This is a genomic window from Stenotrophomonas sp. Sm2128 (assembly GCF_030985535.1).
In the GTDB taxonomy this organism is placed as follows: domain Bacteria; phylum Pseudomonadota; class Gammaproteobacteria; order Xanthomonadales; family Xanthomonadaceae; genus Stenotrophomonas; species Stenotrophomonas maltophilia.
The window spans coordinates 22251-36984 of record NZ_JAPTFQ010000022.1 but is presented as its reverse complement, the minus strand read 5'-3'; the positions used below and the strand labels follow the sequence as shown (position 1 = coordinate 36984).

The 14734-nt window shown below is 67.7% G+C and carries 15 protein-coding genes; 9 read left to right on the top strand and 6 right to left on the bottom strand.

Going from position 1 to position 14734, the window contains the following annotated elements:
* Nucleotides 1-192 precede the first annotated feature (192 nt).
* Nucleotides 193-573: a VOC family protein gene (locus tag O0K41_RS08710; RefSeq protein WP_049451626.1), complete on the bottom strand. Its 381-nt coding sequence runs from the start codon at nt 571-573 to the stop codon at nt 193-195.
* Between the two features lie 150 nt (nt 574-723).
* Here O0K41_RS08710 and O0K41_RS08705 point away from each other — a divergent pair, with 150 nt between their 5' ends.
* From O0K41_RS08705 to O0K41_RS08690, 4 genes are all read left to right on the top strand, one after another.
* Nucleotides 724-1242 (top strand): sigma-70 family RNA polymerase sigma factor, encoded by a 519-nt coding sequence (locus O0K41_RS08705; RefSeq protein WP_049451628.1) that lies wholly within the window; start codon nt 724-726, stop codon nt 1240-1242.
* Nucleotides 1239-2183 carry a FecR domain-containing protein gene (locus O0K41_RS08700; protein ID WP_123958672.1) on the top strand — a complete coding sequence of 315 codons (945 nt, stop codon included), beginning with the start codon at nt 1239-1241 and terminating at the stop codon, nt 2181-2183. Before O0K41_RS08705 ends, O0K41_RS08700 begins: the two co-directional genes overlap by 4 nt.
* A 69-nt stretch (nt 2184-2252) precedes the next feature.
* The gene (locus tag O0K41_RS08695) at nt 2253-3377 is read left to right on the top strand and encodes a TonB-dependent receptor (RefSeq protein ID WP_308304485.1); all 1125 of its coding nucleotides are present in this window, start codon (nt 2253-2255) and stop codon (nt 3375-3377) included.
* Entirely contained in the window at nt 3326-5200 is a 1875-nt protein-coding gene (locus tag O0K41_RS08690; RefSeq protein WP_308304484.1) for a TonB-dependent receptor, read from the top strand. The genes O0K41_RS08695 and O0K41_RS08690 overlap by 52 nt, the downstream gene beginning before the upstream one ends.
* A gap of 218 nt (nt 5201-5418) precedes the next feature.
* On the opposite strand, the gene O0K41_RS08685 is transcribed toward O0K41_RS08690, so the two are convergent.
* Both O0K41_RS08685 and O0K41_RS08680 read right to left on the bottom strand, forming a co-directional pair.
* Nucleotides 5419-5742: an SMR family transporter gene (locus O0K41_RS08685; RefSeq protein ID WP_012480533.1), complete on the bottom strand. Its 324-nt coding sequence runs from the start codon at nt 5740-5742 to the stop codon at nt 5419-5421.
* On the bottom strand, nt 5742-6095 hold the full coding sequence (locus O0K41_RS08680) for an SMR family transporter (RefSeq protein WP_149501574.1): 354 nt from the start codon (nt 6093-6095) through the stop codon (nt 5742-5744). The genes O0K41_RS08685 and O0K41_RS08680 overlap by 1 nt, the downstream gene beginning before the upstream one ends.
* A gap of 160 nt (nt 6096-6255) precedes the next feature.
* Between O0K41_RS08680 and O0K41_RS08675 the strand changes: the two genes are divergently transcribed.
* Nucleotides 6256-7107, top strand: coding sequence for a LysR family transcriptional regulator (locus O0K41_RS08675; RefSeq protein ID WP_049396525.1), 852 nt, complete (start codon nt 6256-6258; stop codon nt 7105-7107).
* A gap of 68 nt (nt 7108-7175) precedes the next feature.
* Here the strand turns inward: O0K41_RS08675 and O0K41_RS08670 are convergent, their stop codons facing one another.
* Entirely contained in the window at nt 7176-8096 is a 921-nt protein-coding gene (locus tag O0K41_RS08670; protein WP_005409981.1) for a M14 family metallocarboxypeptidase, read from the bottom strand.
* Between the two features lie 131 nt (nt 8097-8227).
* Between O0K41_RS08670 and O0K41_RS08665 the strand changes: the two genes are divergently transcribed.
* The 3 genes from O0K41_RS08665 to O0K41_RS08655 all read left to right on the top strand — a co-directional run bounded on the left by O0K41_RS08665 (nt 8228) and on the right by O0K41_RS08655 (nt 12988).
* Nucleotides 8228-10309, top strand: a complete 2082-nt coding sequence (locus O0K41_RS08665; RefSeq protein WP_164221572.1) for a TonB-dependent siderophore receptor — start codon at nt 8228-8230, stop codon at nt 10307-10309.
* 62 nt (nt 10310-10371) lie between these two features.
* Nucleotides 10372-12144: a chloride channel protein gene (locus tag O0K41_RS08660; RefSeq protein WP_239503536.1), complete on the top strand. Its 1773-nt coding sequence runs from the start codon at nt 10372-10374 to the stop codon at nt 12142-12144.
* Between the two features lie 127 nt (nt 12145-12271).
* Nucleotides 12272-12988 (top strand): MgtC/SapB family protein, encoded by a 717-nt coding sequence (locus O0K41_RS08655; RefSeq protein ID WP_005416969.1) that lies wholly within the window; start codon nt 12272-12274, stop codon nt 12986-12988.
* 71 nt (nt 12989-13059) lie between these two features.
* Here the strand turns inward: O0K41_RS08655 and O0K41_RS08650 are convergent, their stop codons facing one another.
* The gene (locus tag O0K41_RS08650) at nt 13060-13467 is read right to left on the bottom strand and encodes a MerR family transcriptional regulator (RefSeq protein ID WP_005413733.1); all 408 of its coding nucleotides are present in this window, start codon (nt 13465-13467) and stop codon (nt 13060-13062) included.
* A gap of 63 nt (nt 13468-13530) precedes the next feature.
* Here O0K41_RS08650 and O0K41_RS08645 point away from each other — a divergent pair, with 63 nt between their 5' ends.
* Complete coding sequence (locus tag O0K41_RS08645) at nt 13531-14358, top strand: class I SAM-dependent methyltransferase (protein WP_164221568.1); 828 nt, start codon at nt 13531-13533, stop codon at nt 14356-14358.
* Between the two features lie 80 nt (nt 14359-14438).
* On the opposite strand, the gene O0K41_RS08640 is transcribed toward O0K41_RS08645, so the two are convergent.
* Nucleotides 14439-14729, bottom strand: coding sequence for a hypothetical protein (locus O0K41_RS08640; protein ID WP_019659952.1), 291 nt, complete (start codon nt 14727-14729; stop codon nt 14439-14441).
* Nucleotides 14730-14734 lie beyond the last annotated feature (5 nt).

Genomic DNA, 14734 nt, shown 5'->3' with positions numbered 1-14734 from the left:
GCGGCGTTCTCCGGTAGATCAAAGGGTTAGCCGACCAATTCTGGCTGAACCGCAGTGGACAGAGCATGAAGTTGCGGCCTGTGGTCACAGGCCCGGCCCGCCATTCCGTGTTATCACGCGCGCGCCGAAGCATATCTGCGAGCGCAGCCGCGCGCGGACCGCGTGCATCGCGGCCACGCGCGTACTGTCCAATCACGACATCACATGCACCGCGCACAGCTTGTTGCCGTCCGGGTCGCGCAGGTAGGCCAGGAACAGCTGGCGCCCGGCCATGCTGCGGATGCCAGCCGGGTCTTCGATGGCCGTACCGCCATGGGCCACGCCAGCATCCTGCCAACCGCGCACGGCCTCGGCACTGTCGAGGGTGAAACCAATGGTGCCGCCGTTGGCATGGCATGCAGGCTGCCCATCGATGGGCGCGGTGACGCCGAACATCCGCCCATCCTTGAAGTACAGCAGCCGACCCTTTTCGTCGAACACACCCGGACGTGCCCCCATCGCGGCGAACAGGGCATCGTAGAAGCGGCGCGCGGCATCCATGTCGTTCGTTCCTACGGTGATGTGGCTGAACATGCGGGGACTCCTTGTGGAAAGCCGCAGTGTCGGCGAGCACGCCGGGCATCGCAAATCCGGCGATCTCTCCTGCTGCGGCATGCGCAGGATTTGTCGTGCGCCGCCCGATCACCCTATAATGGGAATCATTCTCATTAATGACCCGTGCCGATGGCCGTGCCCGCCGCCTCCAGCACCGCGCTGGCGGGGTTCTACCGCGAACACCATGGCTGGCTGCTGGGCTGGCTGCGCCGCCGCACCCACAACGCCGACTGCGCCGCCGATCTGACCCAGGACACCTTCCTGCGCCTGCTCAGCCGGCGCGTCGATCCGTCCGAACTGCGCCTGCCGCGCGCCTATCTCAGCACCATCGCGCACGCGCTGCTGGTCAACCACTGGCAGCGCGCGGACCTGGAGCGCGCCTATCTGACCGCGCTGGCCGCACAACCGGAGCCGGTGCATCCCTCTGCGGAGGAACGTACGCAGGCGCTGCAGCTGCTGCATGCCATCGCTGACATGCTATGCGGGCTGGCCGAGCGGCCACGGCGTGCCTTCCTGCTGGCCCGGCTGTCCGGACTGGGCTATGCGGAGATCGGCCAACAGCTGGGCGTGTCCGAGCGCATGGTCAAGAAGTACATGGCGCAGGCGATGCTGCATTGCCTGCGCCTGTCCGGCGACGCGGCGGCATGAGCGCGGCAGTGGCCGGCCCGGCGCTGGAGCAGGCGGCAGAGTGGTTCGCGCTGCGCCAACAGGGCTGGAGCGACGACGACCAGCAACACTGGCGTGCGTGGCTGCAGGCCGACGCCGGTCACGCCGACGCCTGGCGCCGGGTCGAGGCGGTCTGGCAGTCGTTCGCCCCGCTGTCGGCACCGGCCGCAGCAACGGCGCTCGATGCCGCCGGCCATCGCCGCCGGCGCGCGCTTCGCAGTCTCGGTGGCGCCCTCGGCATCGGTGCGGTCTCGCTTCTCGGCCTGCACGGGCTGCAGGCGCAGCGCCACCTGCAGACGCAACGCACTGCTGCCGGGCGCACCGGTCATTGGACGCTGGCCGATGGCAGCCAGCTGTGGCTCAACGCCGGCAGCGAAGTGACCGTCGACATCGGCAACGGCAACCGCGCCCTGCATCTGCTGCGCGGCGAACTGCTGCTGCAGACCGGCCACCACCCCGCATTCACCGGGTTGCCCCTGAGCGTGCATGTACCCGGCGCGCGCCTGCAGCCGATCGGCACCCGCTTCGCGGTCGGCCGCGAAGCGCAGGACAGCCGGTTGGACGTGTTCGAAGGCGTGGTGCGGTGCCTGCCGATGTTCGGCGCGGCGCTGGATGTGCCTGCGGGAAGTGCGCTGCAGATCGGACCGATGGGGGGACTCACAACGGTCGCTGCCGATCCTCTGCGCGGCGACTGGCAGGACGGACGCCTGCAGGTGCAGGACACGCAACTGATCCTGGTGATCGACGAACTGGCCCGTCACCATCGGGGCTATCTGGGCTGTGATCCGGCACTGTCCGCATTGAATGTCACCGCGGTATTGCCGCGCCTGGACAGCCTGCAGGCCCTGAAATTGCTGGCGCGCGCCCTGCCGATCCGCATCGAGCAGCGCTGGCCATGGTGGACCGTTGTGCGTCCGCGTTGAAATCGCGGTTCCCTTTCTGCGCGCTCGGCGGGCACTACAAGGGAACCCATTGCGGATGTCGCCGCCCCCATGAAACTACCCTGCCCTTCACCTCGCCCGCTTGCCATCGCGCTGTGCCTGGCCCTGGCCACGCCGTGCCTGTTGCCGGCCGCCGCCCACGCACAGGATGCTGCCGCCGCCGTTCGCTGGCAGATCCCGGCCGGTCCGCTCGACCAGGCCTTGACCGCGTTCGGTCAGCAGTCCGGCCTGTCCATCACTGCCGATGCGCGCCTGACCCGCGGCCGGCACAGCGGTGGCGTGCAGGCCTCGCTCAACACCGAGGCCGCGCTGGCACAGCTGCTCACCGGCACCGGCCTTTCGTTCCAGCGTGATGCCAGCGGCGTGGTGCTGCAGGCCGCCCCGGCCACCGACGCCGGCGTGCGTCAGATCGGCACGCTGCGCGTGGCCGGCCAGGCCAGCGAAGGCGCTTCGCCGTGGGGGCTGGCCGATGCCGACGCCGTCTACCGCGACAGCGGCTCCCGCGTGCACCTGGACCACCAGCAGCTGGAACGCTTCCGCGGCCAGTCGATCGGCGATGTGCTGGCTGGCGCAGTCGGCGTGCACACCGGAGACGTACGCAATGGTGGTGCGCTGGACGTCAACATCCGCGGCCTGCAGGGCCAGAACCGGGTGCCGGTGATCATCGACGGCGGCCAGCAGGCCATCGACGTGTACCGCGGCTATGCCGGCGTGCAGCAGCGCAGCTACCTCGACCCGGACCTGATCAGCGCGGTCAGCATCGAGAAGGGGCCGAGCCTGGCCGCCAATGCCGCCAGCGCGATCGGCGGCGTGGTCTACATGGAAACGTTGAACGTCGATGACATCCTCGATGATGGCCAGGCCTGGGGGCTGCGTGTGCGTGGCGGTGTGGCCGACAACAGCATCGACCGCACCCGCACCTTCAAGCAGATCGCGCGCGGCAGCGACAACCGCAACAGCCTGCGCGACCCGCGCGACTGGAACGGCAGCGTGGCCTTCGCCCAGCGCGGCGAAGACTGGCAGCTTGTCGCAGCCTACGCACGGCGCCGCCAGGGCAACTACTTCGCCGGCAGCAACGGCGCCCACCGCTACGACGACCAGCACCTGTCCAGCTTGGAAACGGCATGTCCAGCCAGGCCGTTTCCAAGCTGTACCACCCGGGCGATGAAGTCCTGAATACCCACACTGACAACGAATCGGCGTTGCTGAAGTTCACCTGGACGCCCAACCCGGACCAGCGCCTGGAGCTGAGCCACCGCTTCTTCAACTCCAGCTTCGGCGAAATCATGCCGTCGGCGATCGGCCGCGTGGGTGAGTCCAACGAATGGGTGACCTACGTGGACAAGGCCAACACCATGTTCCAGTTCGAGCCCGGGAAGATGCGGGTCAACGCCACTTCGCTGCGCCATCGTTACCGCCCCGAGGCGCACCCGTGGCTGGACCTGAGTAGCACGCTGTGGTTCACCACCGCCACCAGCCGCATGTTCAACAGCAATATCGCCAACACGCCGCTGTTCAAGGAAATGGCCTCCGACCAGATGCCCGACACGCTGGGCGAGACCTATGGCCCTGGGCTGCAGTCGGACGTGAAGACCCGGCGCTGGGGCCTGGACAGCAGCAACACCACGCGTTTCAGCAATGATCTGGGCGACTGGACGCTGCGCTATGGCGCGTCCTTCCAGCATGAAGACACCGCACCCAACTCGCCGGTGCTGCCGGTGGACTACAACAACAACCGTTACCTGCGATCGGGCACGCGCCGCGAGGCCAGCGTGGTGGCGTCGTTGCAATGGCAGCCGTGGGACTGGCTGTCGCTGACCGCAGGCGGCCGCTTCATCGACTACCGCACCCGCGACCGCAACCGCGTGGCCTTCGTCAGTGAATCGCGCGACCTGCGCTATACCTTCGCGCGCCTGAGCAAGGGCGGCCAGCTGCTGCCAGGCTGGTACAAGGAGTGGTACCCGGATGCACAGGGCAACTACACCTACGACTCGCTGCGGGCCACGCCGTACGGCGACAGCACGCTGGGCCAGAGCTACGATTTCGACGGATTCATCCGCGATCCGCGTGGTGCCAATGGCTTCTACACCAAGCAGATTCCCACCGCCTGGGGCTACAAGCCGGCGATCCGGCGCTCGGGCCACGGCTTCGCACCCTATGCCGAGGCGCGCTTCAACCTCGACGCAGACACGTTCTTCTACGTGAAGTACGCGCAGGGCTGGAAGATGCCCAGCCTGTTCGAATCGACGCTGGGCAACAGCACCTCGGCGCCGGTGGCCGACCTGAAGCCGGAAAAGAACCGCTCCTGGGACATCGGCTTCAGCCTGCTCAAGCAGGACCTGTGGCGCGACGGTGACCGGCTGGCGTTCAAGGTGGCCTGGTTCAAGAACGATATCGACAACGCCATCACCCGCCGCTTCGATTCCAGCAACTGGGCCTTCTACGTCGACAACGTCGACAACTACACGGTGTCCGGTTACGAGCTGCAGTCCGGTTATGACGCCGGCATCGCCTACCTGGACCTGTCGGCCAGCTATTACCAGCGGGCGCGCACCTGCGATGCGGCCACCGCCAAGCGCCTGCGCGAAGACCCGTATGCGAAGTGGAGCAAGCTGGACACCACGCCGGACTGCGTGGACGGCGGCTTCGGCACCTCGTTCGTCAACGCGCAGAACCCGCCGAAGTACTCGATCCACAGCACGCTGGGCGTCCGCCTGTTCGACAAGCGACTGGATACCGGCATCCGCCGCACCTACAACAGCGGCCCCACCCATGAACTGGACAAGCCCTGGAACACCACCGGCTCCACCGGCCTGCAGAACATCTACCTGCCGACCGCGATCTATGACTTCTATGCGCGCTGGCAGTTCACCCCGAAGGCCGAAGTGGAACTGGTGGTCAGCAACCTGCGCAACACCTATTACATGGACACGCTGGCGATGAGCCTGATGCCGGGCCCGGGCCGCACCACGCGGCTGAACTTCACCGCACGGTTCTAACTGCTGCAGAAACAGCAACGCCCCGGAGGGGTCCTCCGGGGCGCTTGCCTGCGGCGGCTCACGCTCTGGCAGGTGCCAACCTGGGTTGGCACAGCGCTTCCGCACCGGTAGATGCCAACCCTGGTTGGCACGGTGACTCAGCACTGGTAGATGCCAACCTTGGTTGGCACGGTGACTCAGCACTGGTAGATGCCAACCTTGGTTGGCACGGCGACGCGTTACTTCGCGGTACTCAGCAGCAGCACCGCGACGGTCACCAATGCGATGCCGATCCAGCCGATCGGACGCAGGCGGTTGCCGAACAGCAGGCGACCGCAGGTGGCGGTACCGATCACGCCGATCGCCCCCCACATTGCATAGGCGGTGGCCAGATCCATGTAGCGCACGGCCTGGCCCAGCAGGGCAAAAGCAATCCAGACCATGACGATCGCACCAACGCCCCAGCGCCAGCGGCGGAAGCCCTCCGACTTGGCCACCATCATGTTGGCGGCAACGTCGATCAGTGCCGAACAGATCACGAAAAACAGGGCCAGGGTGTTCATCAGTGTGCCTCCCCGAGAGTGACGCAGACGATGCCGACCACCGCCAGCACCAGGCCGGCCAGCTGCTGCAGCGACAGGCCTTCACCGAAGACGGTGAGGCCGACCACGGTCAGCAGGGTCAGGCCCAGGCCTTCCCATACCGCGTAGGCCACGCCCACCGCGATGCGGCGCACCGACTGCGCCAGGAAGAAGTAGGACAGCGCCAGCGCGCCGGCCATGACCAGATAGCCGGTCCAGCCGCCATCGCGGGCGGCATGGGCCATGAACGAGGTGCCGACCACTTCGGCGACGATCGCCACGGTCAGGCAGGCCCAGGCGACCAGCGCGCCACGGGCGGGAACAGTACGGGACATGTGAAGCTCCTTGCAGGGCGGGGACCACGCCGCCTCATCAATGGATCCACGCCGAGCGTGGAGGGTCCGGAACGCCCCGCAGACAGGGGCGACGGCGCCCAGTATCATCGCCTTTTACGGTGGAATCAAAATGGATTCCATCGACAGGAGCGATGGATATATGCCCTACTCCCCTGAATCCCTGCAGGCCTTCGTGGAAGCCGCGGCGCTGGGCTCGTTCTCGGCCGCCGCGCGACGGCTGCGCAAGACCCAGTCGACGGTCAGTACCGCCATTGCCCACCTGGAAACCGACCTGGGCGTGAGCCTGTTCGATCGCAGCGGGCGCTACCCGCAGCTGACCGAGGCCGGGCGCCAGGTGCTGGGGCACGCGCAGGAGATCCTGGCTGCCGATGCGCGCCTGCAACAGTTGAGCGTGCGCCTGGCCGCACCGGTCGAAGCGCGACTGACCGTGGTGTTCTCCGATGTCTATCAGCTCGATCCCGAACAGCGGATCCTGCAGCGCTTCTCCGAGGCGTTCCCGGAGATCGAACTGGAATGGCTGGATGCGGAGGGTGAGGACGTGCTGGAGCTGGTCGGAAGCGGCCGCGCCGCACTGGGCCTGCTGCCGCGACAGGAACACTATCCAGATGGCCTGATGGCCCGGCCGCTGGCCCACCACAGCGAACTGTCGGTGTACGTGGCGCGCGACCATCCGCTGGCCAGCGCCGGGCGTCGCGCCGCCGCACAACTGGCGCGGCATCGGCAGGTGCGCCTGAGCGCGGAGGTCGATCAGTCCCGCGTGGTCACCGGCCTGGCCTGGACCGCCACCGACTACCTGATGGTGATGGAGATGGCCGAGGACGGCATCGGCTGGGCCGAGCTGCCCCGCGCGCTGGTGCAACGCTACGACCGCGGGCAACTGGTGGAACTGACCCTGCCCGGGTGGCCGCGGCGCATCCACAGCGACCTGCTGTGGCGCCGCGACACGCCTCCCGGACCGGCCGCACTATGGTGGGCCGACGCGCTTGGATGAGGTAGTGCCGGCCGCTGGCCGGCAATCCCAGTGTCCCGTGGTTGCCGACCAGCGGCCGGCACTGCCGATCAACGATGGGCGAGCGCGTAGTCCAGCGCCGAGCACACCGCCGCCACCTGCGCGTCGTTGCACTGCTGCGGGGTTGCCCGCGGGCTGTCCGGGTAGACCTCGGTGGTGGTGGTGTACTTCGCACCGGTAATGCCGGCGCACAGGCCCAGCTTCACCAGCGGGTACTCGATCACGCCATGGGCCACCACCGGCGAACCGATGATCTCGCCCTTGTCGTCGGCCGGCGCGATGTGGGTGACCTTCTCCACCGCGGCGATGACCGCCTGCTGGAAGGCCGGTTGTGGGTTCTCGCTGTCGTCCACCAGGTAGAACCCATCGGGAATCAGGCCCGGCTCGAACGGCTTGCCGTCACGCGCGGCCAGCGCCGGGCGGAACTCGCTCTCGTCGCTGTCTGTGGTTTCGTGCAGGTCGATGTGCAGCACGAACTGACCCTTGTACGGCGCGATCAGTTCGATGACGGCGGTCGATTCGCGGGCCGGGCCGTCGGCGCGGAAGTTGCGGTTCGGGTCGATCGCATCGAAGTTCCAGCGGTTGATGCGCTCGAAGCCCCACGGATTCACGCACGGCGTCACCAGCAGGTTGGCCTTGCCGGCATAGTCGGCGGCGTGCTTTTCGAGGAACTCCAGCGCGCCCATCACGCCGCTGGTCTCATAGCCGTGCACGCCACCGGTGACCAGGGCAGCCGGCAGCGCCGGGTTCCAGTCGCGGCTGCGCAGGGCGAACAAGGTGTAGGTCTCGCCCGCGTAGTCGAGCTGGCCGTAGGCCACCTTGTCAAAGCGCGAAGCCAACGCCTCGATGCGCGGCAGCACCTCTTCGTCATAGCGACGCAGGCGCTGCTGGCGGCCACGCCACGCCTCCCGCTCCGCCGCTCCCCACGGCTGGCCAGGGGTTCCGACGGGGTAGAAAGCAGCTTGGGACATGGCGGATCTCAGCGGGTCAGGAAGCAATCGCCCACTCTACCACCGGGACATCGGCATGAACCGGAGGCGCATTCCAATAGCGAATGGAATCAGCAATAATTTTCATTTACGACCTTCCACAACCCGCACCGATGCCCATCCACGCCCTGCAACCGGCCCGCCTGCCCCTGGCTGCCGCCCTCGCCCTGTGCCTGCTCCCGGCCACCCGTGCCTTCGCCCAGGACGGCGCCACCACGCTGGACAGCATCCAGGTTTCCGGCAGCTGGCTGGGCACCGGCCTGCATGACAGCGTCAAGAGCTTCGCCGGCGCGCGCACGGTGGTCGACCGCCAGCGCATCGAGGCCAGTGGCGCAGCCAGCATCGGCGATGCCATGCGCCGCATCCCCGGCGTGCAGGTCACCGACAACTCCGGCACGGCCGGCAGCTCGGTCTCGCTGAACATCGGCGTGCGCGGCCTGACCGGGCGCTACTCGCCACGCTCGACCGTACTGCTGGACGGCGTGCCGCTGGCGGTGGCGCCGTATGGCCAGCCACAGCTGTCGTTCGCACCGACCAGCCTGTCCAACATCGAATCGATCGACGTGGTGCGCGGCGGCGGCGCGGTGCGCTACGGCCCACAGAACGTGGGCGGCATCATCAACTTCAGCACCCGCACCATTCCGACCGGCGCGGGCCTGCACGGCGAAGCGGGTGTGCGCTACACCGCCTACGACCATGGCGGCGGTGACAGCACCCAGTACAACGCCTTCCTCGGCGGCACCGGCGGCAACGGCCTCGGCGCGGCGCTGCTCTACTCCGGCCAGGACGGGCGTGGCTGGCGCCAGGGCAGCGATGACCGCTTCAACGACCTCGCGCTGAAGTTCGCCTATGCCATCGACGAACAGCAGGAACTGCGCGCCAAACTGTCCTACTACGATGTGCGTTCGCTGACCCCGGGCGGCCTGACCCGCGCCCAGTACCAGGCCGATCCGTTCCAGAACACCCGCCCCACCGATTTCTGGAAGGGCCACCGCACCGGCATCGACCTGGGCTACACCAACACGCTGTCGGCCTACAGCGAGTTCGAGGTGCTGGCCTATTACAACGAAAGCAGCCGCGCCAGCTCGCTGATCAACGCCGCCAACACCCAGCTGACCGTGCAGCCGCGTGACTACCGCGTGCTCGGCATCGAGCCGCGCTACACCCAGCGCCTGCACTGGGGCGCCAGCGTGCACGACATCACCGCCGGCTACCGCTTCCTGCGCGAACGTGGCAACGACCGCAGCTACACCGTCACCCGCCGCACCGCCGTGGCCAGCGCCACCAACCGCTTCGACAACGCCACCGACGCCCACGCGTTCTACATCGACGACCGCATTGCGATCGGCCAGTGGCGGATCACCCCGGGCGTGCGCATGGAATGGATCGACATGGACCGCCGCCAGGCCGGTGGCACGGCGACCTTCAGCAGCCGCAACGACAAGGCCCTGCCCTCGCTCAACATCGCCTACCTGCTGACCCCGCAGCTGACCGTGTTCGGCAACTACACCACCTCGTTCGGGCCGGTGCAGAACATCCAGCTGAATTCGCAGACCGCCAGCAATCCGCTGAACCCGGAAGTTGCAAAGACCACCGAACTCGGTGCGCGCTGGCAGGACGGTGCACTGCGCGCGGAAGTAACCGTGTTCAAGATGCGCTTCGACAACCAGATCCTGCAGGTGCCGGGGATCACTCCGCCGACTTTCCAGAACATCGGCGCCACCGATCACAAGGGTGTGGAGAGCGCACTGGAATACCGCTTCGCCGAGGACAGCGCGCTGGCCGGGCTGGAGCTGTACGCCAACTACACCTGGACCAAGGCGATCCAGCAGTCCGGCGACAACCGTGGCCTGGACGTGCCCTTCTACGCGCGCGACACCGACAGCGTCGGCGCCCGCTACGCACTGGCCGGCTGGACCTTCAATGTCTCCAGCACCCACCAGAGCGGCCAGTACGCCGACGCCGCCAACACCTGGGCCGAGAGCGCCGATGCGCGCGTGGGCCGCGTGCCGGGTGTTCGCCTGTGGAACGCGCAGGTGGCCTGGCAGGTGCCGGGACTGGGTGACAGCGAGATCGCACTGGGCGTGAACAACCTGGCCGACAAGCGCTGGTACACCCGCAATGTCGATGGCAACGCCGGCCGCATGGTGGCCGCGCCGCGTACCTTCTACGTGCAGGGCCACTACCGCTTCTGAAGCGGTAATCGCCCGATGCAGTGACGGTGGCGATCACGGTGGCGGCGTATCATGCCGCCACCATGTCACCGTCTGCTTTGCCATCGCGCCTGCATCTGGCCTTCCAGGGCCTGCGCCTGCGACTGCGTGGCAGTGATCTGTGGTTCATCGCACTCGCGCTGCTGGTCGGCCTGATCGCCGGCTACCTGACCCTGCTGCAGTCGGGCATCGCGCGCTGGTTGCAGGGCACGCTGTATGGGCTGGACGAAGGCATGCGCCTGAGCTCCCTGCCCTCGCTGACCTGGACCGCGCTGCTGGTGCTGCCACTGGGCGGCCTGCTGGTCGGCCTGGTCAGCCTGGCCGCGACGCGGCTTAAGCGCCCCCTGCTCGATGCGGTGGAAGCCAATGCCCTGCATGGCGGCCGCATGTCGATGCGCGATAATCTGATCGTGCTGACCCAGACCCTGCTGTCCAATGGCTGCGGCGCCTCGGTCGGGTTGGAGGCTTCGTATACGCAGATGGGTGCCGGCAGCGGCTCGCAGCTGGGCCGGGTGATGCGCCTGCGTCGCAACGACGTGCGCATCCTGGTCGGTGCCGGTGCCGCCGGTGCCATCGCCGCCGCCTTCGGTGCGCCATTCGCTGGTGCGTTCTATGCCTTCGAAATCGTCATTGGCGCCTACACCCCGGCCGCACTGGCACCGGTGGCCGTCGCCGCGCTGGCCGGTGCGTTCGTGGCCGACCAGGCTGGCATCGAGGCCTACCTGCTGCCCGCTGCCTCTACCATCGACGTGCGTGCCGCCGACTACGCCATCTACGGCCTGCTCGGCTGCTGCTGCGCGATGGTCGGCATTGTCATCATGCGCCTGATCGCTTCGATCGAAGGCACGGTCAAGCGCAGTCCATTGCCGCTGTGGGGTCGCCCGGTGGTGGGCGGCCTGCTGCTGATCCCGCTGGCCCTGGCCAGCCCGCAGGTGCTCTCGTCCGGCCATGGCGCGCTGCACCTGGACCTGACTACCCACCTGCCGTTGATCTGGATCGGCGGCCTGCTGACCCTGAAGTGCCTGGCCTCCGGCATCTCTCTCGGGTTTGGTTTCCGTGGCGGCCTGTTCTTCGCCTCGCTGTTCATGGGCACCCTGGTCGGCGCCCTGTTCGCCGGCCTGCTGGCGATGGCCACCGGCGTGCCGGTGGTCGACGCCACGTCCGCCGCGCTGGCCGGCATGGCAGCGTTGGCCGCGGCGGTGGTCGGCGCGCCCATGACCATGGCCATGCTGGTGCTGGAAGGCACCCACGACTTCCTGCTGACCAGCGTGGTGATGAGCGCGGTGCTGGTGTCCAGCACGCTGGTACGGCAGTGGTTCGGCTACTCGTTCTCGACCTGGCGCATGCACCTGCGCGGCGAGACCATCAAGAGCGCCCGCGACGTCGGCTGGGTGCAGAACCTCAACGCCGGCCGGCTGATGCGCAAGGGCGTGGCCACCGCGCCGGCCGATCTCGATGCCGCCGCGTTCCGCCAGCGCTTCCCGCTGGGTTCGGGCAGCCGGGTGATCCTGATCGACAGCGAAGGCCACTACGCCGGCATCGTGCAGATTCCGCGCGTCTACGGCGACGGCGTGAAGCCGGAAACCACGATTGGCGAGCTGGCCGAGAACCGTGATGTGTCGCTGTCGCCAGCCGCGGACGTGGTCAGCGTGATGCAGCGCTTCGACCAGACCCAGGCCGACGAACTGGCCGTGGTCGCCGCCGACGGCCTGGTGCTGGGCGTGGTCTCCGAAGCCTTCGTACGCAAGCGCTACGCCGAGGAACTGGACAAGCGCCAGCGCGAACTGATGGGCGAGCGCGTCGAGGACACCGACTGACCCCGCAAAAAGGGGACGGAGGGGATTAAGTCGTTTCTGGTACCTGACTAACCACGCGTGGCGTGGACCGCTGGAAATCCACGCATGGCGTGGATCTACTGTCACCATGACCGGGTAGACTCCGGCCATGCGCTTCATTGAGACCTTCCAGGCCGGTCCCTTCGCCGACACCGTGGTGAGCCTGCTGGCCGCCTTCGTGCTGGGCACGCTGATCGGCGCCGAGCGCCAGTACCGGCAACGCACCGCCGGCCTGCGCACCAACGTGCTGGTCGCCGTCGGCGCCGCAGCCTTCGTCGACCTCGGCATGCGCATCGCCGGCAGCGCCGAGGCGGTACGGGTGATCTCCTACGTGGTCTCCGGCGTCGGCTTCCTCGGTGCCGGCGTGATCATGAAGGAAGGCATGAACGTTCGCGGCCTCAACACCGCCGCCACCCTGTGGTGCTCGGCGGCGGTGGGCAGCTGCACCGGCGCGGACATGCTGGCCGAAGGCGTGCTGCTGACCGTGCTGATCATCGCCGGCAACACCCTGCTGCGGCCGCTGGTCAATGCGATCAACCGCATCCCGATCAACGAGGCCGCCACCGAAGCCACCTACGAAGTGCGCCTGAGCGTGGATGCCGACGCCGTGCCGCGGGTGCGCGAGCGGTTGGTCGATGCGCTGGAAGCGGCGCAGTATCCGGTCGGTGATGTGCAGGTGGTCGAACATGCCGACGCGCCCACCGATGTGATCGCGGTGCTGGTCAGTACCGCCGTGAGTGCCGATGAACTGGATGTGGTGCTGGCGCGGATGGAGCAGGTGCCGGGCGTGCTGCATGCCACCTGGGAAGTCAGCACCCGCGATTGATTCATCCACGCATGGCGTGGATCTACCGAGGTCGAGGTGAAGTAGATCCACGCCATGCGTGGATGCTTCTCTCACCCACCCGCCATGCGCTGCTGTGCGCGCAGCAGCTTGCGGAATGAACCGCACTGCCGCGCGTCCTGCGCTTCCGGGCAGGCCGCCGCGCGCTGCAGGTGCCGGCGCACCCGCTGCAACTGGGTGATCTGCCGCTGGAGCACATCGGCCTGTGCCAGCAGCGCCTCACGGTCCAGCGAGATACATCCATCCTGCGGCGGCAGCGACAACCCGATCTGCTGCAGCGACAATCCGGCCGCCTGGCCAAGACCGATCAGCGCCAGCCGTTCCAGCACGCGCTCGTCGTACTGCCGGCGCAGGCCGCGACGGCCCAGTGCCTGCAGCAGCCCAAGCTGTTCGTAGTAGCGCAGGGTCGAGGCCGGCACGCCACTGCGCTTGACCACCTCGCCGATATCCAGTTCACGCACGGGCTTGACCTCAAGTGACCTTCAAGCGCCAACCTATGGGCGACTTCCCCGCAAGGCAAGACCATGACCAGTACATCCCCCGTTGATCAGAACGCGCTGTGGAACGGCCCCGGCGGTCAGATCTGGGTTGCGCAGCAGGCCATCCTCGACGGCCTGTTCCAACCCCTGGCCGACCTGCTGGTCGACGAACTGCCCGACACCGTCACGCAACTGCTGGATGTAGGCTGCGGGACCGGTGCCAGCCTGCTGGCCTCAGCCGCCGCACGCCCGTCGGCGCACTGCACCGGCCTGGACATCTCCGCGCCGATGCTGGCGCTGGCCCGTCAACGCGCCGAGGCGGCAGGACTGGACGCAGACTTCATCGTCGCCGACGCACAGCAGCATCCGTTGCCCACCGCGCACTTCGACTGGATCCAATCTCGGTTGGGCGTAATGTTCTTCGAAGATACCGAGGCCGCCTTCGCCAACCTGCACCGCGCCGCGCGGCCAGGTGCCGGCCTGCGTTTCATCGCCTGGCGCAGCGCAGCGGAGAACCCGTTCATGACAACGGCCGAGCGCGCCATCGGCGACGCACTGGATCTTCCGCCCCGCGCGCCCGGCGCACCGGGCCAGTTCGCCTTTGCCGATGGCGAGCGCGTGCAGCACCTGCTGCAGGCCGCCGGCTGGAATGACGTGGAGGTTGTTGCGGTCGACCTGCCCTGCTCGCTCGCCCGCGAAGACCTGCCGACCTATGTCGGCCAGCTGGGCCCGTTGGGCCTGGCGCTGCGCGCGATGCCGGAAGACCGGGCCACCTCGCTCCGGAACAAGGCGGTAGCGGCATTCACCCCGTTCATCGAGGGCGTCCGCGTACGCGTGGATGCCGCCTGCTGGCTGGTCCGCGCCCGCGCCTAGGAAAAGGGGACGGAGGGGATTAAGTCGCTCTTGCCCCGAGTGTGCCGGAAACGACTTAATCCCCTCCGTCCCCTTTTTCCCTACAGCGCCTCGCCCGCGTCGGCCAGGCGCGATTCGATCAGCGCATACCACTGCTGCAGCACGTCGATCAGCATGTCCAGCTCGGCGTCGGTACGCTGTGCGCGGCCACTGCGCAGGCAGGCCTGGGCTTCCTGCAGCTGGGCCAGGAACCCCGCCACGGTGTCTGCCTGCAGGATCAGCCCCGGCAGGCGCCGCCCGGGAATGCGTACCACGGCATGGTTGCCGAGCTGGCCGTACACGCTGAGTGTGGTTTCCGTCTTCATGGAAAGAGGCAGGAATTGAGCGTTCATCGCGT